At 67.2% G+C, this 22997-nt stretch carries 16 protein-coding genes, 3 tRNA genes and 1 pseudogene; 12 read left to right on the top strand and 8 right to left on the bottom strand.

What is annotated here, in order from left to right; genetic code table 11:
* The first annotated feature begins 186 nt into the window (after positions 1-186).
* From AC5P6A_RS00490 to AC5P6A_RS00475, 4 genes are all read left to right on the top strand, one after another.
* On the top strand, positions 187-558 hold the full coding sequence (locus tag AC5P6A_RS00490; RefSeq protein WP_021204138.1) for an arsenate reductase: 372 nt from the start codon (positions 187-189) through the stop codon (positions 556-558).
* The gene (dapE, locus tag AC5P6A_RS00485) at positions 555-1682 is read left to right on the top strand and encodes a succinyl-diaminopimelate desuccinylase (RefSeq protein WP_021204137.1); all 1128 of its coding nucleotides are present in this window, start codon (positions 555-557) and stop codon (positions 1680-1682) included. The genes AC5P6A_RS00490 and dapE overlap by 4 nt, the downstream gene beginning before the upstream one ends.
* Positions 1683-2061: 379 nt before the next feature.
* A complete protein-coding gene (gene asnB / locus AC5P6A_RS00480) occupies positions 2062-3753 on the top strand; it encodes an asparagine synthase B (protein ID WP_164143962.1) in 1692 nt (563 codons plus the stop codon).
* A 123-nt stretch (positions 3754-3876) separates the two neighbouring features.
* Positions 3877-5265, top strand: coding sequence for a cation:proton antiporter domain-containing protein (locus tag AC5P6A_RS00475; protein ID WP_429001261.1), 1389 nt, complete (start codon positions 3877-3879; stop codon positions 5263-5265).
* Positions 5266-5388: 123 nt separating this feature from the next.
* On the opposite strand, the gene AC5P6A_RS00470 is transcribed toward AC5P6A_RS00475, so the two are convergent.
* Entirely contained in the window at positions 5389-7716 is a 2328-nt protein-coding gene (locus AC5P6A_RS00470) for a penicillin acylase family protein (protein ID WP_171952257.1), read from the bottom strand.
* Between the two features lie 123 nt (positions 7717-7839).
* Between AC5P6A_RS00470 and bfr the strand changes: the two genes are divergently transcribed.
* A complete protein-coding gene (gene bfr, locus AC5P6A_RS00465) occupies positions 7840-8328 on the top strand; it encodes a bacterioferritin (RefSeq protein ID WP_171952256.1) in 489 nt (162 codons plus the stop codon).
* 331 nt (positions 8329-8659) lie between these two features.
* On the opposite strand, the gene parC is transcribed toward bfr, so the two are convergent.
* Positions 8660-10903 carry a DNA topoisomerase IV subunit A gene (parC, locus tag AC5P6A_RS00460; RefSeq protein WP_021204132.1) on the bottom strand — a complete coding sequence of 748 codons (2244 nt, stop codon included), beginning with the start codon at positions 10901-10903 and terminating at the stop codon, positions 8660-8662.
* Positions 10904-10962: 59 nt separating this feature from the next.
* Positions 10963-11844: a helix-turn-helix domain-containing protein gene (locus AC5P6A_RS00455; protein WP_346714695.1), complete on the bottom strand. Its 882-nt coding sequence runs from the start codon at positions 11842-11844 to the stop codon at positions 10963-10965.
* A gap of 172 nt (positions 11845-12016) precedes the next feature.
* Between AC5P6A_RS00455 and emrR the strand changes: the two genes are divergently transcribed.
* From emrR to emrB, 4 genes are read left to right on the top strand one after another with little or no spacing between them, the layout of a single operon-like run.
* The gene (gene emrR / locus AC5P6A_RS00450; protein WP_019659100.1) at positions 12017-12460 is read left to right on the top strand and encodes a multidrug efflux system transcriptional regulator EmrR; all 444 of its coding nucleotides are present in this window, start codon (positions 12017-12019) and stop codon (positions 12458-12460) included.
* On the top strand, positions 12457-13950 hold the full coding sequence (gene emrC / locus AC5P6A_RS00445) for a multidrug efflux transporter outer membrane subunit EmrC (RefSeq protein ID WP_019659099.1): 1494 nt from the start codon (positions 12457-12459) through the stop codon (positions 13948-13950). The genes emrR and emrC overlap by 4 nt, the downstream gene beginning before the upstream one ends.
* An 11-nt stretch (positions 13951-13961) precedes the next feature.
* The gene (gene emrA / locus AC5P6A_RS00440) at positions 13962-15143 is read left to right on the top strand and encodes a multidrug efflux MFS transporter periplasmic adaptor subunit EmrA (RefSeq protein WP_021204129.1); all 1182 of its coding nucleotides are present in this window, start codon (positions 13962-13964) and stop codon (positions 15141-15143) included.
* Positions 15144-15150: 7 nt separating this feature from the next.
* Positions 15151-16737 (top strand): multidrug efflux MFS transporter permease subunit EmrB, encoded by a 1587-nt coding sequence (gene emrB, locus AC5P6A_RS00435; protein WP_019659097.1) that lies wholly within the window; start codon positions 15151-15153, stop codon positions 16735-16737.
* Positions 16738-16848: 111 nt separating this feature from the next.
* On the opposite strand, the gene AC5P6A_RS00430 is transcribed toward emrB, so the two are convergent.
* The 3 genes from AC5P6A_RS00430 to AC5P6A_RS00420 form a co-directional block, all read right to left on the bottom strand.
* Positions 16849-17127, bottom strand: coding sequence for a hypothetical protein (locus AC5P6A_RS00430; protein ID WP_019659096.1), 279 nt, complete (start codon positions 17125-17127; stop codon positions 16849-16851).
* A gap of 322 nt (positions 17128-17449) precedes the next feature.
* Positions 17450-17534, bottom strand: a tRNA-Leu gene (locus AC5P6A_RS00425).
* A 50-nt stretch (positions 17535-17584) separates the two neighbouring features.
* Positions 17585-18484 (bottom strand): LysR family transcriptional regulator, encoded by a 900-nt coding sequence (locus AC5P6A_RS00420; protein WP_308305096.1) that lies wholly within the window; start codon positions 18482-18484, stop codon positions 17585-17587.
* 99 nt (positions 18485-18583) lie between these two features.
* On the opposite strand from AC5P6A_RS00420, the gene AC5P6A_RS00415 reads away from it, so the two are divergent.
* A complete protein-coding gene (locus AC5P6A_RS00415) occupies positions 18584-19330 on the top strand; it encodes a sulfite exporter TauE/SafE family protein (RefSeq protein ID WP_021204127.1) in 747 nt (248 codons plus the stop codon).
* Between the two features lie 56 nt (positions 19331-19386).
* On the opposite strand, the gene AC5P6A_RS00410 is transcribed toward AC5P6A_RS00415, so the two are convergent.
* Together AC5P6A_RS00410 and AC5P6A_RS00405 are read right to left on the bottom strand one after the other, a co-directional pair.
* A tRNA-Leu gene (locus AC5P6A_RS00410) sits at positions 19387-19471 on the bottom strand.
* A 204-nt stretch (positions 19472-19675) separates the two neighbouring features.
* A tRNA-Leu gene (locus AC5P6A_RS00405) sits at positions 19676-19760 on the bottom strand.
* A gap of 359 nt (positions 19761-20119) precedes the next feature.
* On the opposite strand from AC5P6A_RS00405, the pseudogene rnr reads away from it, so the two are divergent.
* Positions 20120-22348: pseudogene (rnr, locus tag AC5P6A_RS00400) on the top strand (ribonuclease R); the annotation flags it as partial.
* Between the two features lie 85 nt (positions 22349-22433).
* Entirely contained in the window at positions 22434-22928 is a 495-nt protein-coding gene (locus AC5P6A_RS00395) for a GFA family protein (protein WP_019659092.1), read from the top strand.
* Positions 22929-22997 lie beyond the last annotated feature (69 nt).

Here is a 22997-nt window from a genome sequence, read left to right as displayed (position 1 = left end):
ACTGCGCCGGAGGATCCGGCGCAGTACGCGAGCTACCGGCATCCTCCCGACGTCCTGTTCGGGCGGATGCTGCCGCGCCTGCCGCGTGCGCCGCGCTGTGGCAGGCGACCCACCGTGCCGCGCCGTTCCGGGTCGTGTCCGAGCGCCTGTTGTGAGATTCTGGCCCTCTGTTTTCCAGCATCACAGATGGCCATGAGCACCACTGTCTACGGTTTGAAGAACTGCGATACCTGCAAGAAGGCGACCAAGTGGCTGGACCGCTTCGGCGTGCCGTACACCTTCGTCGACTACCGCGACAACAAGCCCAGCCCGGAAACGCTTCTGGAATGGGCCGCGCAGCTGGGGGGGCTGGCGGCGATGGTGAACAAGTCCTCCACCACCTGGCGGCAGCTGCCGGACAACCGCAAGGCCGCGGACTCCGAGGCCGAATGGAAGCTGCTGCTGCGTGAGTACCCGCAGCTGATCAAGCGCCCGCTGGTGGTCACGGCCGACGGCAAGGCCAGCCAGGGTTTCAGTGACAACGGCTTCAAGGCCCGCTTCGGCGTGGGCCAGTCATGAGTGCCGTCCTCGACCTGGCCTGCGAGCTGATCGCGCGCCCCTCGGTTACCCCGGACGACGCCGGCTGCCAGGCACTGCTGGCGGCGCGGTTGAAGCAGGCAGGGTTCCACTGTGACCAGCTGCGTCTGGGTGAGGTCGACAACCTGTGGGCGACCCACGGCCAGGGTGCGCCGGTGCTGGTGCTGCTGGGCCATACCGACGTGGTGCCCACCGGCCCGCGCGAGGCCTGGACCAGCGATCCGTTCACGCCGCAGATCCGCGATGGCGTGCTGTATGGCCGTGGCGCCGCCGACATGAAGGGCAGCGTGGCCGCGTTCGTGGTGGCCGCCGAGCAGTTCGTCGCCGCGCATCCCGATCACCCCGGCACGCTGGCGGTGCTGCTGACCAGCGACGAGGAAGGCGACGCGATCGATGGCGTGCGCCACGTCGCGCGCCTGTTCGCCGAGCGCGGCCAGCGCATCGACTGGTGCATTACCGGCGAGCCATCATCGACAGCGGCGCTGGGCGACCTGCTGCGCGTCGGGCGTCGCGGCAGCCTGTCGGCCAAGCTGCGCGTGCAGGGCGTGCAGGGTCACGTGGCGTATCCGGAGAAGGCACGCAACCCGATCCACCAGGCGGCGCCGGCCCTGGCCGAGCTGACGGCGCGACGCTGGGACGAGGGGTACGAGAGTTTCCCGCCGACCAGCCTGCAGATCTCCAACATCCGTGCCGGCACCGGCGCCAACAACGTGATTCCCGGGGAGCTGGAGGTCGATTTCAACATCCGCTACAACCCGCACTGGGATGCACCGAAGCTGGAAACGGAGATCACCGCGCTGCTGGACCGGCACGGCCTGCAGTACGCGCTGAAGTGGCATCGCAGCGGCGAGCCGTTCTACACCCCGGAAGGCACGCTGCGCGCCACCGCGCGCGCGGTGCTGGCCGAGCACATCGGTCGTGCCCCTGAGGAAAGCACCGGTGGCGGCACCTCCGATGCACGCTTCATCGCGCCGCTGGGTGCGCAGTGCATCGAAGTGGGGCCAGTCAACGCCAGCATCCACCAGGTGGATGAGAACGTGCGCGTGGATGATCTGGAAGCGTTGCCGGGGCTTTACCAGCGCCTGGTGGAACGGCTGCTGGCGTGAGGCATGGCGCCGGGCACGGCCCGGCGCTCCCCCTGTGAGTGCCGACTGCTGGGTGCCGACCGTTGGTCGGCACACCTTCACCTGGTTGCCAATGCAACGGTTGCGCAGCGCCGGAATCCGGGGTAGGGTCGATGCCATGTCGATCCGCCTGGCCACCGCCGTCAATAACAACAACCGCAATAATCTGCGCGCGAATAATCGTGCGCGGCCGATGCGGGACTGCGCCCTGGGTAGATAGACAGCAACACACGCCCGGACACCAGAAAACCCGCATCGGTCGATGCGGGTTTTTTTGTGCCCGGGCGCAGCCCCACCCGGGCCTGGATGGCCGGTCGAACACCCTCCCACCCGTGAAATTCCCCCAACAGGAGCTCCCCCCATGTGTTCGATATTCGGAATCTTCGGCCTGCAGGCCGGTGACGATCTTCCGGCTCTGCGCCGCCATGCGCTGGAACTGTCGCAGCGCCAACGCCACCGCGGCCCGGACTGGAGCGGCGTGTATCTTGACGAAGGTGCGCTGCTGGTCCACGAGCGGCTGGCCATCGTCGACCCGGCCGGTGGCTCGCAGCCGCTGCTGTCGGACGATGGCCAGCTGGCGCTGGCGGTGAACGGCGAGATCTACAACCACCAGCAGTTGAAGGCCACGCTGACCACCGCCTACGACTTCCAGACGGGTTCGGACTGCGAGGTGATCAACGCGCTTTACCGCCAAGGCGGATCGCCGGCGCAGTGGCTGGAGCAGCTCAACGGCATCTTCGCCTTCGCGCTGTGGGACCGTGATGCCGGCCGCGTGCTGGTGGCGCGCGATCCGATCGGCGTGGTGCCGTTGTACTGGGGCCACGATGCCCAGGGACGCCTGCGCGTGGCCTCGGAAATGAAGGCACTGGTCGATACCTGTGCCGACGTCGCGCAGTTCCCGCCGGGCCACTATTTCGACAGTGCCAGTGGTGAGCTGGTGCGCTACTACCAGCAGCCGTGGCGCGCCTACGCTGGCGTGCACGGTCGCCAGGCCGATCTGGCCGAGCTGCGCCAGGCCTTCGAGCATGCGGTGGAACGCCAGCTGATGAGCGATGTGCCGTACGGCGTGCTGCTGTCCGGTGGCCTGGATTCGTCGCTGGTGGCGGCAGTTGCCGCACGCTACGCGCGTCGCCGCATCGAGGATGGTGGGCAGACCGAAGCATGGTGGCCGCGGCTGCATTCGTTCGCGATCGGTTTGAAGGGCTCGCCTGATCTGGCCGCCGCCGCGATCGCCGCCGAGGCACTTGGCACCGTGCATCACGGCTTCGAGTACACCTTCGAGGAAGGCCTCGATGCGTTGCCGGAAGTGATCCGCCACATCGAAACCTACGACGTCACCACCATCCGCGCCTCGACGCCGATGTTCCTGCTGGCGCGGCGGATCAAGGCGATGGGGGTGAAGATGGTGCTGTCCGGCGAGGGCAGCGACGAGATCTTCGGTGGCTACCTGTATTTCCACAAGGCACCGGATGCGCGTGAATTCCACGAGGAGCTGGTGCGCAAGCTCGACGCCCTGCACAACTACGACTGCCTGCGTGCCAACAAGTCGATGATGGCCTGGGGCGTGGAGCCACGCGTGCCGTTCCTCGACCGCGAATTCCTCGACGTGGCGATGCGCTTCGATGCCGCGCACAAGATGGTGGGCGCCGGCTTTGGCGGTCGCCGCATCGAAAAGGCGGTGCTGCGCGAGGCGTTCGACGGCTACCTGCCGGACAGCATCCTGTGGCGGCAGAAGGAACAGTTCAGCGATGGCGTCGGCTACGGCTGGATCGACGGGCTGAAGGCACATGCCGAGGCGCAGGTGAGCGACCGTGTACTGGCTGCGGCCGACAAGCGCTTCCCGCACAACCCGCCACAGACCAAGGAGGCGTACTACTACCGCCACCTGTTCGAGCAGTTCTTCCCCAGCCGCGCAGCCGCAGAGACCGTGCCGGGTGGCAAGTCGATCGCCTGTTCGTCGCCGGCGGCCATTGCCTGGGACGCCAGCTTCGCCGCGGCTGCAGATCCGTCGGGTCGCGCGATCGCCGGGGTGCACGCGCAGGCACTGGCGTAATGCTTCCGCCGGGCACGGCCCGGTGCTACCGAGCGATGGTAGCGCCGGGCCATGCCCGGCGGGCACAAACGACTTAATCCCCTCCGTCCCCTTTTTGTATGATCGCCCCCTGCGCATTGGGGAATGTTCATGGACGTACAGGCGAGCGGCGGCATGCGGCCCACGAAATGGGGATGGCGTTATCTGGCCTGGGCCGGTGTCCCGCTGCTGGCCGGCGTGCTGCTGGCGCGCTATGCCGGGCCGGCCGCCCCCGAGGCGGTTGCGCGTACCACGGTCGCTGCCGAAGGCAGCTGGGCACGGCATCTGGCGTCACCGCTGGGCCTGTTCCTGCTGCAGCTGCTGGTGCTGTTGCTGGTAGCCAAGGGCGCCGGTGCGCTGCTGAAGCGGCTGGGGCAGCCGGCGGTGATCGGCGAGATGGCGGCCGGCCTGATGATGGGGCCGCTGGTGCTCGGCAGCCTGCTGCCGCAGCTGCAGGGTGCGCTGTTCCCGGCCAGTTCGCTGGGCCCTCTGGGCATGCTCAGCCAGCTGGGCGTGCTGATGTTTCTGCTGGTGGCCGGTGCCGAACTGGACCTGGCGGCACTGCGCGGCCGCCGGCGTTTCGCCTTCACGGTCAGCCATGCCGGCATCGCGGTGCCGTTCGTGCTCGGCGTCGCGTTGGCGATCTGGCTGTACCCGCAGCACGGCCCGCAGGGCGTGGGCTTCACCGCATTCGCGCTTTTCGTTGGCATATCGATGAGCATCACCGCGTTCCCGGTGCTGCTGCGCATCCTCGCCGACCGTGGCATCACGCAGACGCCGCTGGGCCAGACCGCCATCGCCTGCGCGGCTTTGGGCGATGCCACCGCATGGTGCCTGCTGGCACTGATCGTGGCGGCGGCACAGGCCAGCGGCTGGCTGCCGGCCAGTCTCAATCTGCTGTGCGTGGTCGCCTTCGTGGTGCTGATGCTGGGGCTGGTGAAGCCGTGGTTCGCTCGCCAGGAGATCGTGCCGGGGCGTGAGGGGCGCTGGCTGCTCGGCATCCTGCTGCTGTCGCTGGGTAGTGCCCTGATCACCGAAATGCTGGGCATCCACGCGCTGTTCGGTGCGTTCGCTGCGGGCGTGGCGGTGTCGTCCAACGCGCAGCTGCGCGGCCTGTTGATGGCCCGCGTCGAACCGTTCGCGGTGACCCTGCTGCTGCCGCTGTTCTTCGCCATGACCGGCCTTCGCATGCGCGCCGACGCGCTGCAGGCCAGCGACATCGTGCTGTGTGGTGTGGTGATCGCAGTGGCCACGACCGGCAAGCTGCTGGGTACCTTCAGCGCCGCGCGCAGTGCCGGCATGCCCACCCGTGAGGCGTGGCGGCTGGGTGCACTGATGAACACCCGTGGCCTGATGGAGCTGATCGTGCTCAACCTGGGTTACGAACTTGGCCTGCTCGGTGACCGCCTGTTCGCGGTGCTGGTGATCATGGCGCTGGTGACAACGGCGATGACCGGGCCACTGCTGAACCTGATCGAGCGGCGCAGGGGCTGACCCGGTAGCGCCGCGCCGACATTCTGTGGAGCCGAGTCCATGCTCGGCTCGGCGCCAGAAGCAGCCGAGCATGGGCTCGGCTCTACAGCGTGCAGCGCACCCTTGGGCATGTGGGTGCCGCCGTCAGCGCGCTGGCACCAGCGTCATCGTGTGCTGCGCCTTGCCGGGCAGGAACGGCGTCGGCCGCCCATGCACCCAGTCTTCGTGGCCGGCGCCCCAGTACGGCGACAGCGGGTGCCCGCTCTGGCCGCCGGGCATATGCACGATGCCGTCGGCCTCGTGCCCGGGCGAAACCACCATGCGTTCGGAAGCACCGAAGCCCGGCGTCTGCACGCGCGGCATGTCGCGGTCGCCGGGCAGGCGGTCGGCCGGCATGCACAGCCAGTGTTTGGCGATGTCCGGCAGCGCCCGTGCGATGGGGTGGCAGATCGCCGCCGTATTGCGTTCGCCCCAGCTGCGCTTGGCCAGTGGGCCCTGCCTGGCCAGCTCGCTCTCGGTGCGGCGTGCGGCGTCGATCAGCAGCGCATCCCAGCTGTCGAAGGCCGGTGGCAGCAGATTGGCCGGACGCTGCTGCAGCATCGGCCAGGCCACGCCTTCCAGCTGCGCCAGGCGCGGCTCCAGATAGTCATCGCCCAGCTGCGCATTGGCCGGTGCCAGCAGTGCATCGGACAGTGTTGTCATCACCTGCGTACGGAACTCGCGCACCACCCGGTAGCTGACCGAGCTGGCCGAGGCACGGCCGTCCCATTGATGGCTGGCCTCCTTCAAACGCTTCAGTGCAGGGTCGTCACTGCGCTCGATGACGTCGTGCAGCAGGGCCCACCAGCGCTGCAGGAACACCGCGCGATCGTCGAGCTGGATCGCCAGCAGGTCGTGCTCGTCGAAGCGCTCCTGGATCGCCAGCAGGTCACGGATCTGCCGCGCCCGTGCTCCCAGGTCATAGCCACCGTTGCCGACGCTGGCCAGTGCCTCGCCGTCGAGGACGCGGCCGTTGGCGGTCCACAGGCGGTGGTTGGGAGGATCGATCAATGCCGGTGAAGCATCGCTGCGGATCGGCCACGGCGCACAGTCCTGGTTGTTGCCGGCACTGAAGCCGGCCGGCGCGCAGCCCGGACCGCGATCCGGGCGGGCGCCGATCAGCCGCCATGCGATGCGTCCGCTGCGGTCGCCGACCACCAGGTTCTGTGCGGGAATGCCGGCGTGGTCGGCGAACTTCAGTGCAGCGTCCAGATCGCCAGCGCGGGCCAGGTCACCGAAGTCCAGCCGCACCGCGCCGGGCAGGTGGGCGACCCAACGCAGCGCGTCACCGCTGCCATCGGCATGGGCGTGCAGGATCGGGCCCCAGGCGGTTTCGCGTACCGGGAACAGCACGTCGGCCTGGCCGGCCACCGCAATCCGCTCTTCATGCACGGTCACCTCGGCATTGGCCGGTTCCGAGCGGTAATCGGCGGTGTCGATGTAGCTGTTGGTGAAGCCCCAGGCCACGTGCCCGTTGCTGCCGACGATCACCGCCGGCAGGCCGGGCAGCGAGAAGCCGGTGACATCGACCTGGCCGCCGGCAGCCTGTGGATCGGGGTAGCGCAGGCGCACGCGGAACCACAGGCCGGGGGCACGCAGGCCCAGGTGCATGTCGTCGGCGACGATCGCGCGCCCGTCGGCGGTAAGCGCCCCGGCCACCGCGAAGTTGTTGCTGCCGACGACGTCGGCTTCTTCCTGCTCGGTGCCCGACTTTCCCTTCAATGTGCGCAGGTCGAGCTGGCTGGCGTCGGGCAGGGCAGCATTGCCGCTCGGTTCGCCGAACAGCGGTGCATCCCATTCGGTACCGTCGTGGGCAATCAGCGCGTAGAGCGCTGGCGGCACCACGGCGCGGATGCGGCTCAGCGCAAGCTCGGTCTGATTGCCCGGATCCTGCAGGTCGGCATACATGGCCAGCCCGGCCAGCACGCTGTCGCTGGCCTGCCAGGGTTGTGGCGATTGCCGCAGCAGCAGGTAGGCCCACGGGCGCACGGAGAGATCGGCCAGGCCCTGATTGACCCCACCGACATAGGCGCTCACCGCTTCGATGTTGTCGCCCAGCGCAGCCTGCATGTTCGCCTCGGTGCGCGCGCGCAGCCGATGCACGCGCATGCGCTTGTCGGCGTCGATGGCCTTCGGCCCGAACAGCGCCGACAGCTCCCCGGCGGCACTGCGGCGCATCAGGTCCATTTCGAAATAACGTTCCTGCGCGTGCACGCGGCCGAGTGCGCGCATCGCATCGGCCTGGCTGCCCGCAGTGATGGTGACCACGCCCAGCGCATCGCGCTCGATGGTGACCGGCTTGGCCAGCCCCGGCAGCGCATGCTCGCCGTCCAGATCTGCCAGGCTGCCGCGCAGCAGCAGCCACAGGACCAGTGCGGTGACCAGCACGATGGCGACCAACACGCCCAGCACCCAACGCCATGTACGTCGCATCGCACGTCCTTTCCGAACTCGTGGGCCGATTGTAGCCGCAGGCGCAACTGCGACTGATTCCGATTAGATCACCGTATTTTGAAATGCGGCACCCTATGCCGCATCGATTCACAGGAGCCCCCCATGAAAGGCAACCCGGACGTCATCGCCTGCCTGAAGGAACTGCTGCGCGGCGAGCTCGCTGCCCGCGACCAGTACTTCATCCATTCCCGCCGCTACGAGGACCAGGGCCTGTTCGCGCTGTACGAACGCCTGAACCACGAGATGGAAGAGGAAACCCAGCATGCCGATGCGCTGCTCCGCCGGATCCTGTTCCTGGGGGGCGACCCGGACATGCGCCCGCATGCCACCGAGCCGGGCAAGACCGTGGAGGAGATGCTGCAGAAGGATCTCGACACTGAATACGCGGTTCGGAACAATCTCGCCGCCGGCATGAAGCTATGCGAGGAGCAGGGCGATTACGTGAGCCGCGACATCCTGCTGGCGCAGCTGAAGGACACCGAGGAAGACCACGCCTGGTGGCTGGAGCAGCAGCTGGGCCTGATCAAGCGCATCGGCCTGGAGCTGTACCAGCTGAGCAAGATCGACGGCAGCGGCGCCCCGGCGCACTGACCGGCACCGCTTTTTGTAGAGCCGAGCCAATGCTCGGCTGCCTTCCGGTAGAGCAGACCGCTGGTCGGCCGCTTTTCGGTAAAGCAGCCGACTGACAGTCGGCTCTACCAAGAGCAAAGAGCAGCCGTCCAGCAATCGGCTCTACCAGAAGCACGGCGTTCTGTCGCCCGCCAGCACCGGAGCATCGCCAGCCAGCCTTCGCCAGCCAGCTGCTCCACCGCCCGCCAGCCGACAACGAAAAAGCCGGGGAATGCCCCGGCTTTTTCGTGTCTGATCTCCGGCAAGGCGTGTCAACCAAGGTTGACACCCGCCAGGGGCAGGGCCCCAGCTCTCACTCCACCGACAGGCCTTCCACCTTCTGCCAGCCGCGCGGCAGCAGGTGGCCGCGGGTGGCGCGGGCGCCGAGGTAGGCATCCAGCTCGTTGAACTTCAGGCCCATGGTGCGCTGGCCGCTGCGCACCTGCAGGGTCTGCCCCGGGCTGATCGCCACGATGGCGACCACGCGTTCGGTGGCGAGCTTGGCCTTCGGGATCTCGATGATCTTGTTGCCCTTGCCCTTGTCCAGTTCCGGCAGGTCGTTGGCGGCGATCGCCAACAGGTTGCCCGAACTGGTCACCGCCACGATGCGGTCGGTGGCGACGTTGGCGACCACCGACGGGGTCAGCACCGACGAGCCGGCCGACAGGTTCAGCATCGCCTTGCCGGCCTTGTTGCGGCCGATCAGGTTCTCGAAGCGGGTGACGAAGCCATAGCCGTGGCTGGAGGCCAGCACGAAGCGGGTGTCCGGCTCGGCGCTGGCCAGGGTCACGAAGCTGGTGCCCGGTGCCGGCGAGAAGCGGCCGGTCAGCGGTTCGCCATTGCCACGCGCGGAGGGCAGGGTGTGCACCGGCGTCGAGTAGGCGCGGCCTTCGCTGTCGAGGAACGCGACCTGCTGGGTGCTGCGTGCGCGCACCGCGCCCTGCAGCCCGTCGCCTTCACGGTACGACAGTGCGGATGCATCGACGTCGTGGCCCTTGGCGGCGCGGATCCAGCCCTTCTCCGACAGCACCACGGTCATCGGTTCGCTCGGCACCAGCTCGGTCTCGTCGATGGCCTGCGCCGCCTGGCGCTGCACCAGCGGCGAACGGCGTGCGTCGCCGAACTTCCTGGCGTCGGCGGTCAGTTCATCGCGGATCAGCTTCTTCAGCTTGGCCTTGCTGTCCAGGATGCCGAGGATCTTCTCGCGCTCCTTGGCCAGTTCATCCTGCTCGCCGCGGATCTTCATTTCCTCCAGGCGGGCCAGCTGCTTCAGCTTGGTTTCCAGGATGTACTCGGCCTGTTCCTCGGACAGGCCGAAGCGCGCGATCAGCGCGGCCTTCGGCTCGTCTTCGGTACGGATGATGTGGATCACCTCGTCCAGGTTGAGGAAGGCGACCAGCAGGCCTTCCAGCAGGTGCAGGCGACGCTCGACCTTCTGCAGGCGGTGCTGCAGGCGGCGGGTGACGGTGTTGCTGCGGAAGGTCAGCCATTCGCTGAGCAGCATCTTTAGGTTCTTCACCTGCGGACGGCCGTCCAGCCCGATCACGTTGAGGTTGACGCGGTAGCTGCGCTCCAGGTCCGTGGTGGCGAACAGGTGGCCCATCAACTGGTCGGCGTCGACGCGGTTGGAACGCGGCACCAGCACCACGCGCACCGGATTGGCGTGGTCGGATTCATCACGGATGTCCTCCAGCCACGGCAGCTTCTTGGCGCGCATCTGCGCGGCGATCTGCTCGATCACCTTCGACGGCGACACCTGGAACGGCAGCGCCGTGATCACGATGTTGCTGGCTTCCTTGGTGAAGGTCGCGCGTGCACGCACGCTGCCGTTGCCAGTCTCGTAGATGTTGCGCAGGTCATTGGCCGCGGTGATGATCTCGGCGCTGGACGGGTAGTCCGGGCCCTGCACGTGTTCGCACAGGTCGCGCACGGTGGCGTCGGGGTTGTCCAGCAGGTGCAGCAGCGCACTGACGATCTCGTTGAGATTGTGCGGCGGCACGTCGGTGGCCATGCCCACGGCGATGCCGGTGGTGCCGTTGAGCAGCAGGTGCGGGAGCCGCGCCGGCATCCAGGTCGGTTCCTGCAGGGTGCCGTCGAAGTTCGGTGCCCAGTCGGTGGTGCCCTGGCCCAGTTCGCCCAGCAGCACTTCGGCGATCGGGGTCAGCTTGGATTCGGTGTAACGCATCGCCGCGAACGACTTGGGGTCGTCGCTGGAGCCGAAGTTGCCCTGGCCCTCGATCAGTGGGTAGCGGTACGAGAACGGCTGGGCCATCAGCACCAGCGCCTCGTAGCACGCGCTGTCGCCGTGCGGGTGGTACTTACCGATGACGTCGCCGACGGTGCGCGCGGACTTCTTCGGCTTGGACGCGGCATTCAGGCCCAGCTCGCTCATCGAATAGATGATGCGGCGCTGCACCGGCTTCAGGCCGTCGCCGATGAACGGCAGGGCGCGGTCCAGGACCACGTACATCGAGTAGTCGAGGTAGGCGCGTTCGGCGTACTCGCGCAGCGGCAGTTGTTCGAATCCGTGGAACACGGGACGGGCAAGTTCGGTCATGCGGCGTTGTTACCTATGTCGGGAGGCGGCGACGGCGGTCGCCGCTCGCAATCCTGTGATTATCCGGATGCGGCGGGGGATGCCAAGCCGCGTGCAGGGTCCAGCCCGGTTTCCAGGCCATGCCCGGCCCGCGCCAGGTAGCGCCCAGGCGGCAACCCGAAGTGACGGCGGAACACGGTGACGAACGCGCTGGCGCTGCTGAAGCCCAGTGCGTGGGCGATGTCGGCCACGCTGCGGCCCTCGGTCAGCTGGCGCAACGCCTCGGACAGGCGGGCCTGTTGCCGCCACTGGGCGAAGCTGAGCGTGGTCTCGTCGCGGAAGTGACGGGTCAGGCTGCGCGGCGACAGGCCGGCCCAGTGGGCCCATTCGGCCAGGCTGCGCTCGTCGGACGGGTCGGCCAGCAGCTGCGAGGCGATCTTCAGCAGGCGCCGGTCGTGGGGCATCGGCAGATGCATGCGCTGACGCGGCGCGGTGCGGATCTCGTCCAGCAGCACCTCGATGATGTGCTGGCGCTCGGGCGTGGTGGCATAGCCCAGCGGCCATTCGCAGATGCGCTCGGCCAGCGCCTGCGCCAGCTTGGACAGGCCCAGCACGCAGGGGTCGGCGGGCAGGGTGGCACAGGCGGGTGCGGCCAGCGCCATGCCCCAGCCACGCAGCGGCCCGTCGAGGGTGACCGTGTGCGGCTCCAGCGGCGGCATCCAGCCGGCCGAACCCGGCGCCAACGACCAGGTGCCGTGCGAGGTGCGGGTGGTCAGCAGGCCACGCTCCACGTAGATCAGTTGCGCGCGCTGGTGATGGTGCCAGTCCACCTCACGGACCAGTCCCTGCGGGCTGTCGAAGCGGTAGGCGACCACCGATGGGCCGTCGTTGCGCTCGAACCAGTCCAGCGCGTCGTCGCGCAGCAGGCGCTTGGGAGGGGGAATTTCTGCCTTGTTCATCATATCCGCTGGCTGAAATGTGTCATCCATTGGCTGAATTGTACTACCGGGCCAGCTGACCAGGTCATTAAGGTAGGCGCCTTCACCGATCCAGCCCATTGCTGCAACACAGCATTCGATGCCAGATCGAATATTTCCATTGAGAAATATTTTTTTTGGAAGAGAATGCTCCCCCATGATCTGTCCTGCAACCACTCCCCCCAGCTTCGGCCTGCTGCTGCGCCAAGTGCGCGACGGGTTGGTCCGCCAACTCGACGCGTCCATGGCGGAAGAAGACCTGGGCATCGGCTTCACCCACTACATCGGGTTGAAGGTGCTTTCCAACATGGCGCCGTGCACCGCCAACGAACTGGCCCAGGCCATCGACCAGGTGCCCAGCGCCGTGACCCGGCTGCTGGACAAGCTGGAGGCACTGGGCTGCGTCCGTCGCCAACCGCATGCCCAGGACCGTCGTGCGCTGCAGATCGTGCTGACCGATGAAGGCCGCGCGTTGTGGGCGCGGCTGAAGCTGCGCGGCGACGCGGTGATGGATTACGCCCTGCGTGATCTCTCAACCGACGAGCGCACGCTGCTGCTGTCCCTCCTTACCCGAATCCGCGATTCCTTGACGACCCCATGAACCCGATCCCGCATTTCACTTTCCGCCGGTCCGGGCGCACGCTGCTGGTGTCAGCGCTGGCCCTGGCCCTGGCCGCCTGTGCCAGCAGTCGTGGCCTCAATCCGCAGGGCCACGTGCTGGATGTGGACAGCCTGCACAGCGAACGCACCCTGGCCGACACCGACCTGAGCGCCACCGGCTTCCCGGCGCAGGACTGGTGGAAGGCGCTGGGCGATGCGCAGCTGGACGCGCTGGTCGCCGAGGGCCTGGCCGGCCACCCGAGCCTGGACGCCGCCGACGCGCGCCTGCGCCAGGCCCAGGCCCAGGTCGGCACTGCGCGTGCCGACGAACTGCCGAGCCTGTCGGTGTCTGGTGGCTACACCGGCCTGCGCCTGCCTGAGTCGATGGCAGGCAGCGAGATCGGTGGCCATTACGCCGGCAGCAGCCAGGTCGCCTTCGACTTCAGCTACGGCGTGGACCTGTGGGGCGGCAAGCGCGCCGCCTGGGAAGCCGCCGTGGACGGTGCGCACGCCGCCACCGTTGAAGCGCAGGCCGCCCGCCTGAACCTGTCCACTGGCATCACCCAGGCCTATGCCGACCTGGCCTACGCGTGGCAGCTCAACGACGTGGCCGAGGAAGAGCTGAGCCGTTCGCAGAAGTCACTTGAGCTGACCCGCCAGCGCCGCCGCGCCGGCATCGACAGTGATCTGCAGGTGCGCCAGGCCGAGGCCCGCGTGCCGGCCGCGCAGCAGCAGGTGCAGGCCGCCCAGCAGCGTATCGACGCCGCCCGCACCGCACTGGCCGCGCTGGTCGGCAAGGGCCCGGACCGTGGCCTGTCGATCCAGCGCCCGCAGCCGTTGAACCCGGTGGCGCTGCAGCTGCCTGGGGTGCTGCCCAGCGAGCTGCTGGGCCGTCGCCCCGACATCGTGGCCGCACGCTGGCGCGTTGAAGCGGCCGACAAGCAGATCAAGGTCGCGAAGACGAAGTTCTACCCGAGCTTCAACCTGACCGCGCTGGCCGGCGTGGTCGCCCCGAATGTGAGCGACCTGCTGAAGAGCAGTTCCACCTTCGCCTACATCGGCCCTGCGCTGAGCCTGCCGATCTTCGAAGGCGGCAAGCTGCGCGCCAACCTGGCCAATACCGATGCGCAGTACGACCTGGCGGTGGCCAACTACAACCAGACCGTGCTCGATGCGCTGCGTGATGTGGCCGACCAGGTCAATGCGGTGCGCTCGCTGGCACAGCAGGCGCAGTCGCAGCAGCAGGCGGTGGACACCGCACGCGCTGCCTTCGACCTGGCCCAGCAGCGCTACCGCGCCGGCATCGGCAGCTACCTGGACGTGCTGACCGCGCAGTCCACCCTGCTGCAGTCGCAGCAGCAGCTGGCCGGCCTGCAGTCGCAGCAGGTGCAGTCCTCGGTGCGCCTGAGCAAGGCGCTGGGTGGTGGTTTCCAGCCCACTGACGCCGACCGCGCACCGATCGCCTCCCATTCCGATTCCTCGCATTCCTGAAGATCTCCGACATGAGCCAGACCCAAGACACCGCGGCCCCGGCCGCCCCCAACCGCCGCGGCAACCTGCTGCGCGGCCTGTTCGTGATCGTCGTGCTGCTGCTTGCCGCTTTGGCGCTGTGGTACTTCATGTTCGGCCGTTGGTTCGAAGAGACCGACGATGCCTACGTGCAGGGCAACCAGGTGCAGATCACCCCGCTGGTGGCCGGCACCGTGGTCGCCATCAATGCCGATGACGGCATGCGCGTGGAGCGCGGCCAGCTGCTGGTGCAGCTGGACCCGTCCGACACCGCAGTGGCGCTGCAGCAGGCCGAAGCCAACCTGGCCAAGACGGTGCGCCAGACCCGCGGCCTGTACCGCAGCGTGGAAGGCGCGCAGGCGGACCTGAACGCCCGCCAGGTGACCCTGAAGCGCGTGCGCGAAGACTACGCCCGCCGCAAGGACCTGGCCGCCACCGGCGCCATCTCCAACGAAGAACTGGCCCACGCCCGCGACGAGCTGGCCGCGGCCGAAGCGGCCGTGGCCGGTTCGCGCGAGACCGTCGAGCGCAACCGCGCGCTGGTCGACGACACCGTGATCGCCACCCAGCCGGATGTGCAGGCCGCCGCCGCACAGCTGCGCCAGGCCTTCCTCAACAACGCCCGCGCCGGCATCGTCGCGCCGGTCTCCGGCTACGTCGCCCGTCGTTCGGTGCAGGTCGGCCAGCGCGTGCAGCCGGGCAATGCCCTGATGGCCGTGGTGCCGACCGAACAGATGTGGGTCGAGGCCAACTTCAAGGAAACCCAGCTGCGCCACATGCGCCTGGGCCAGGAAGTGGAGCTGAAGTCGGACCTGTACGCCGGCGACGTGAAGTACAAGGGCCGCATCCAGAGCCTGGGCCTGGGCACCGGCTCGGCGTTCTCGCTGCTGCCGGCGCAGAACGCCAGTGGCAACTGGATCAAGATCGTGCAGCGCGTGCCGGTGCGCATCGCCATCGATGCCAAGCAGCTGGCCGAACACCCGCTGCGCATCGGCCTGTCGATGAAGGCCGAAGTGAGCCTGCGCGACCAGAAGGGCGAAGTGCTGCCGAGTACCCCGGCCAAGGGCACGGTGTTCGACACTGACGTGTATGCCAAGCAGCTGCATGATGCCGATGAGGTGATCCACACGATCATCCAGGGCAACCTGCCGCAGCAGCAGGCGAAGGTGGGCTGAGGTCGCCATGTCCGCACAAGCTCCAGCCGCGCCCGGCGCTCCGGGCGCACCGGCGGCGCCGGGTGCGGCCTCCGGGTTCCTGCCGCCCAGCGTCGCCCTGTGCACGGTGGGCCTGGCGATGGCGTCGTTCATGCAGGTGCTCGACACCACCATCGCCAACGTCTCGCTGCCGACCATCGCCGGTAACCTCGGTGCCAGTTCGCAGCAGGCGACCTGGGTCATCACCTCGTTCGCGGTCAGCACGGCCATCGCGCTGCCGCTGACCGGCTGGCTCAGCCGCCGCTTCGGCGAACGCAAGCTGTTCGTCTGGGCCACGCTGGCCTTCGTCATCACCTCGCTGCTGTGCGGCCTGGCGCAGAGCATGGGCATGCTGGTGGTGTCGCGTGCACTGCAGGGCTTCGTGGCCGGCCCGATGTACCCGATCACGCAGTCGCTGCTGGTTTCGATCTACCCGCGCGAGAAACGCGGGCAGGCATTGGCGCTGCTGGCGATGATCACGGTGGTTGCGCCGATCTGCGGGCCGATCCTCGGTGGCTGGATCACCGACAACTACAGCTGGGAATGGATCTTCCTGATCAACGTGCCGCTGGGCATCTTCGCTGCGCTGGTGGTGGGCAACCAGCTGAAGGGGCGGCCGGAGCAGATCGAGAAGCCGAAGATGGACTACGTCGGCCTGATCACCCTCGTGATCGGCGTCGGTGCGCTGCAGCTGGTGCTCGACCTGGGCAACGACGAGGACTGGTTCGCGTCGATGAAGATCGTGGTGCTGGCCTGCGTGGCCGTGGTGACGCTGACGGTGTTCCTGATCTGGGAGCTGACCGACAAGGATCCGATTGTCGACCTGAAGCTGTTCCGGCACCGCAACTTCCGCGCCGGCACGCTGGCGATGGTGGTGGCCTACGCGGCGTTCTTCAGCGTGGCGCTGCTGATCCCGCAGTGGCTGCAGCGTGACATGGGCTACACCGCGATCTGGGCGGGCCTGGCAACGGCGCCAATCGGCATCCTGCCGGTGATCATGACCCCGTTCGTGGGCAAGTATGCATCGCGCTTCGACATGCGCATGCTGGCCACGATCGCCTTCATCGTGCTGTCGATGACCAGTTTCCTGCGCTCGAACTTCAACCTGCAGGTGGACTACATGCACGTGGCCGGCGTACAGCTGATCATGGGCATCGGCGTCGCGCTGTTCTTCATGCCGGTGCTGCAGATCCTGCTGTCGGACCTGGATGGGCGCGAGATCGCGGCGGGCTCCGGCCTGGCCACGTTCCTGCGTACGCTGGGCGGCAGCTTCGCGGCGTCGCTGACGACGTGGCTGTGGGCGCGGCGCACCCAGGTGCACCATGCCGACCTGACCGAGCATATCTCGGCCTATCAGCCGGGCATGCAGGACCAGGTCACGGCGATGGGGCAGGGCGACCTGCAGCACGGCGCAGCGGTACTGAACAACATGATCAACCACCAGGCATCGCAGATGGGCTTCAACGACATCTTCTTCCTGCTGGGCTGGATCTTCCTGGCGATCATTACGTTCCTGTGGCTGGCCAAGCCGCCATTCGGCGCAGGTGCGGGTGCGGCCGCCGGTGGTGGGCACTGAAAACTCCCTGGAAACACCTGCTGTATTTTGACCCCGCCGCAAGGCGGGGTTTTTGTTTGTGCAACGTGGGTCGCACGGGCCCTGCCGTTGGGGGAGTGCAGCGGCGCAGGTTCAGCGCGTGCGATAGACGCGCTTGAACACCACCCGATCACGGAACAATCGGGAAATGGCCCACATTCCCGCCACAAGTACGGCGCCGCACGTGATCCAGCCGGCAGTGGCCTGCAATCGGCTGCCGACCAGTGCGCCGCAGATGATGGCGGCGACAAAGACGAACATTACGGCCTCCTTCGATGCGCCGTAGTGGACCTCGGCCTGGCATCCCACGCATACGCGTACGCCGTGGTTCGAGCCGGTGTGGCAGTGAGGGCAGATGATGCTGCGCTGCATTGGGGCGTCCTTTGGGGAAAGGGGGGCGCTGGTCCGGTCGTGTCGATAGACCTGCAACCGGCTCCGGTAAATCTGCCTCCCACCGAAAAGGAATCGGGTGGATCTCGACTAGGAAAAGTACGAATTGAACGGGGAACGTGAAATGCGCCCCAAAAGGGGGGCGTTCAAGGTCTGGTGACGGCGCGCCGGGGGGAGGTATACACCCGCAGGCGACGCCCGGGTGGTGCGAGATACGACAGTCCGAGTGGCGGTTGCGATGCCACGCTCGCCAGGCCCCGGAAACGAAAAAACCCGCTTTCGCGGGTTTGATCATCTTGAGTCGTGGTGCCCAGGAGAGGACTCGAACCTCCACGGTTTTACCCGCTAGTACCTGAAACTAGTGCGTCTACCAATTCCGCCACCTGGGCGACTCAGGAGATGAATTGTGCGGGACGGCAGAGGATGTGTCAACAACATTTCACAGCTTTTTCTGCGGCTGCACGCCCAGGTGAAGCAGCAGGCTGCGCATTGCCGATGACAACTGCGCCCACTCGGCAAAACAGGCGCACAGGCGACGCTGTGCCCACGCATCGGCGAGCGGTACGGCGACGGTATGCGTGCTGCGCCGGTGCTGGCGGGCGATGGTCCGCGGCACGATGCCGATACCAATGTCGTGGCCGACCATGATGCACACCCCTTCGAAGGTCTTCATGCGGATGCGCACGTCCAGGCGCCGCCCGATGTCGCGCGCCTGGTCTTCGATGTAGGCCTGCAGTGCATTGCCGTCGGCCAGCGCGACGAAGGTCTCGCCGGCAACATCGGCGAAGGCCAGGCTGCGCCGCGATGCGAGGCGATGGTCTGCGGGCAGCAGCATCACCAGTGGATCTTCGGCGACCACGTGCTGCTGCAGGCTGGCAGCGTCGACCGCATCACTGATGATGCCGGCCTCGGCCTGGCCAGCGTTGATCGCACGCACGACTTCGGGGCTGGTGCGCTCCAGCAGTTCCACGTGCAGGCGCGGGCGTTCGGCCAGCCACGGTGCCAGCCGCGAAGGCAGGTAGTTGGTCAGTGCTGCGGTGTTGGCATACAGATGCAGTGTGCCGCGCGCGCCGTGCGCGAACGCCTGCAGTTCACCGCGCAGCTGCGCCTGCTGCTGCAGGATCAATCGTGCATGGTGGGCGAGGGCGGCGCCGGCTTCGGTCAGGCTGACGCCGCGGGGGTGCCGGTTCAACAACGCGGTGCCGGCATCGGCTTCGATCGTGCGCAGGCGTTCGCTGGCCGACGCCAGTGCCAGGTTTGCCTGCGCTGCGCCGGCCGTGATGCTGCCCGCCTCGGCAATCGCCAGGAACAGGCGCAGGTCGGCGATATCCATCCGCATGTGATGCCCTCATCGCAACGGCTGCGCCTTCGGATCAGCCGAAGGCAAGGCCGGAAACACCGCATTGTGCGCCGAGCGGCCGGCCGATCCAATGAAGGCATGAATGAATCGATGTACTTCTACGTGCTGCTGGTGGTGGTGTTCGTGCTGGCCGGTGTGGTCAAGGGTGTGACTGGGATGGGGTTGCCGACGGTGGCGATGGGGCTGCTGGGCAGCACGCTGTCGCCGGTGTCGGCGGCGTCGATGCTGTTCATTCCCACTTTCGTCACCAATGCGTGGCAGCTGTTGTCCGGGCCGTCACTGGAGCGCATCGTGCGGCGCCTGTGGCCGATGATGCTGGCCGTGGTGGTGGTGACGCTGGGCTCGGCGGCGCTGCTGGTGCGGGTCGATCGCACTTGGTCGCGCGTTGCGCTGGGCGTGGCATTGGTGGTCTATGCCGCCTATGCGTTGCTTGCGCCGGTGTTCCGCGTGCAGCAGCGGCGCGAGCGTTGGCTGGGGCCGCTGGTGGGGGCGTTGTCGGGCGTGGTGACCGGCGCCACCGGCGTGTTCGTGATGCCGGCGGTTCCATACCTGCAGTCGCTGGGGTTGCAGCGCGAGGAGCTGGTGCAGGCGCTGGGGCTGGCGTTCACGGTGTCAACGATTTCGCTGACCGCCGGCCTGGTGCTGCACGGCGCATTCGGCATCCAGCAGCTGGGGCTGAGTGCGCTGGCGGTGCTGCCGGCATTGCTGGGCATGTGGCTGGGGCAGGTGATCCGGCAGCGCATCAGTGCGCGGGTGTTCCGGGGCTGCTTCCTGGGTTTCCTGCTGTTGCTCGGGCTGGAGCTGGTGCTGCGGCCGCTGCTCTGATGCCGGATTCCGGGCATGAAAAAACCCGCTCTCGCGGGTTTTTCTCATTCTCGACGTGGTGCCCAGGAGAGGACTCGAACCTCCACGGTTTTACCCGCTAGTACCTGAAACTAGTGCGTCTACCAATTCCGCCACCTGGGCGTCGAGGAGCGAGATTATGGGGTGTTGTTATGGGGGTGTCAACACTTTTTCTGGATCCGGTGTCGGACCCCGTTTCGCGTGCGGAGCGGGCTCTGACCCCATCTCAATCGCTTGGGTCGGAGCCCTTTCCTTCGGAAAGGAATTCGACCCCGCTGCTGGATTGCAGGCAAAAAAAATCCCCGCCGAAGCGAGGAGTTTTTTCGTTGGTGCCCAGGAGAGGACTCGAACCTCCACGGTTTTACCCGCTAGTACCTGAAACTAGTGCGTCTACCAATTCCGCCACCTGGGCGTTCCAGAGGCGCAATTGTGAAGATGAATTCGCAGGCTGTCAACGACTTCCTGAATATTTTTCACGCAAGGCCTTCAAGACGGCCACTGACCCGTTCTGCACGCCGTCAACGGCTACCATGTAGGGCGATGACTACCAAAAAATCAAGCAAGGGCGGGAGCACCTCCCGCAGCCAGGCCCCGAAGAAGGGCGCCAAGGCGGGCACGGCCCGCGCCACCAAGCCGGGCAAGCCGTTGCCGGGCTGGTTCCCCGAATTGAGTGAAGGCGGCGCACCGCCGCGTGGCCGCAAGGTCCGCAGCAGCGACGTACCGGGCCCGGCCCCGGGCCGCAAGTTGCCGCCGACCGGCAAGGTGATCGACGATCCCTATGCCGCCCGCGAAGCCGAGAAGTACGAACAGCCCATCGCCAGCCGCGAAGCCATCCTGGCCCTGCTGGAGCGTTGCGAAGGGCCGCAGACGGCAGAGGAACTGGGCGCACGCTTGGGCCTGACCGCACCGGACCGGGCCGAGGCGCTGTCGCGCCGGCTCGGTGCCATGGTCCGTGATGGCCAGCTGGTGCAGAACCGCCGTGGCGGTTTCGCCCCGATCCAGACCCTGAACCTGGTCACCGGCGTGGTGATCGCCAACCCGGAAGGATTTGGCTTCCTGCGCCCGGTCGAGGGTGGCGACGACCTGTTCCTGCCACCGTATGAAATGCGCAAGGTCATGCATGGTGACAAGGTGCTGGCCCGTGTGACCGGCATCGACCACCGTGGCCGCCGCGAGGGCAGCATCGCCCGCGTGCTTGAGCGCGGCATGACCCGCCTGATCGGCCGTTTCAGTGTCGAGATGGGCATCAACTACGTGGTGCCCGATGACAAGCGCGTGCAGCGCAACGTACAGGTGCCGCCGGACCAGACCGGTGGTGCGCGCGACGGCCAGCTGGTGGTCTGCGAACTGACCCAGGCGCCGGACAGCCGCCGTCCGCCGATCGGCCGCATCATTGCCGTGCTCGGCGACAAGCTGACCGCCTCGCTGGTGGTGGAGACCGCCATCCACGGCCATGAACTGCCGTTCGAATTCCCGCAGGAAGTGCTGGACGAAGCGGCGTCGGTGCCGCTGGTGGTCGAACCGGCGATGATCGGCGACCGCGTCGATTTGCGCAGCATGCCGCTGGTCACCATCGACGGTGAAGATGCCAAGGACTTCGACGACGCGGTGTACTGCGAGCCGAACGTCGATGGCTTCCGGCTGGTGGTGGCGATTGCCGATGTCTCCAACTACGTCCGGCCCGGCACGCCACTGGACGAAGAAGCGCAGAAGCGCGCCACCTCGGTGTACTTCCCGGGCTTCGTGGTGCCGATGCTGCCGGAGACGCTGTCCAACGGCATCTGTTCGCTGATGCCGAAGGTCGACCGCATGTGCTTCGTCTGCGACATGCAGATCGACCGCGACGGCCTGGTCACGCATTCGCGCTTCTACGAAGCGGTGATGAACTCGCATGCGCGCCTGACCTACACCCAGGTGCGGAAGGCGGTGGGTGAGGACGATGCCGATACCAAGGCCTGGATGGGTGACCTGCTGCCGCAGGTGCAGCGCCTGCACCAGCTGTACAAGGTGCTGTCCAAGGCACGCGCCAAGCGCGGTGCCATCGAATTCGAAAGCAGTGAAGTGCGCTTCGTGCTGGACAACCGCGGTGAAGTGACCCAGGCCGGCATGCTGGTGCGCAACGACGCGCACAAGCTGATCGAGGAATGCATGATCGCGGCCAATGTGGAGGCGGCGAAGTATCTGCTGTCGCGCCATGTGCCGGCCCCGTACCGCATCCACGAGAAGCCGCCGGAAACCAAGTACGCCGACCTGCTCGAATTCCTCAAGGAGTTCAAGCTGAGCCTGCCGCCGTGGTCGAAGGTGCGCCCGGGCGATTACACCAAGCTGCTGAAGAAGATCCGCGACCGCCCCGATGCCACGCTGCTGGAATCGGTGCTGCTGCGCAGCCAGAGCCTGGCGATCTACAGCCCGGAAAACCACGGTCATTTCGGCCTGGCACTGGAGGCGTACGCGCACTTCACCTCGCCGATCCGCCGTTACCCCGACCTGCTGGTACACCGCGCGATCAAGCACGCGTTGTCCGGCAAGCCGCTGGACAAGTTCACCTACAACGCGCGCGAAATGGCTGCGCTGGCGCTGCAGTGTTCCGAGCGTGAGCGCCGTGCCGACGAGGCCGAGCGCGAGGTCGACGAGCGTTACCGCGCGGCGTGGATGGAAAAGCACGTGGGCGGCCAGTTCGACGGCGTGATCAGCGGCGTGACCAGCTTCGGCCTGTTCGTGGAGCTGGATGAGTCGAAGGTGCAGGGCCTGGTGCACGTGACCCAGCTGCCGCAGGACTATTACAAGTTCGACGCGACCCGCAAGACGTTGACCGGCGAGCGCCGCGGCGGCAGCTACCGGTTGGGCGACCGCGTGCGCATCCTGGTGCTGAAGGCCAGCATGGAAGAGCGCAAGATCGACTTCCGCCTGGTCGAGCACAAGGGTGAGGACGAGGGCGATGGCCTGCCGCCGCTGCCGGAGCGTGGCAAGCCGGCCAAGCGTACGAAAAAGCAGTATTGAGAGACGTGCCGACCAACGGTCGGCACCCCACGTTACCTGGTAGGTGCCAACCGTTGGTTGGCACGACGCTTTGGAGGAACGCACCATGCAGGGCCAACCCGAATACAGCGGCGGCTGCCAGTGCGGTGCGATCCGCTTCCAGGCCCGTGGCGAGCTGACCCACAGCTCGATCTGCCACTGCCGCATGTGCCAGAAGGCCTTTGGTGCGTACTACGCGCCCTTGGTGTCGGTGCGGGGCGTGCAGTTCAGCTGGACCCGCGGCCAGCCGCGCTATTTCCAGTCCTCCAACGTGGTGCGGCGCGGGTTCTGCGCCGACTGCGGCACGCCGTTGACCTACGAAGCGCCCGATGGCGTGGCGGTGGCTGCCGGTGCGTTTGACGAACCCGAACGCCTGCCGCCGACGATCCAGTACGGAGTCGAGCGCAAGCTGCCCTTCGTCGACAGCCTGGCCAGCCTGCCGGCGCGACGTACCGAGGAAGACATCGCCGCGCTGGATTTCCTGGCCACGATCGTGTCCCACCAGCACCCCGACCACGACACCCCGCACTGGCCGCCGCGCAGCCGTTCAGCCGGGGGATGAACGGCCGGTAGCGCCGGGCCATGCCCGGCGAGCGCGAAGCGCGGCCGCCGCCGATGCTCTACCATAGCC

It is taken from the genome of Stenotrophomonas sp. YJH_SMC_20, from assembly GCF_059367845.1.
This window is presented reverse-complemented; position numbering and strand designations above follow the sequence as displayed.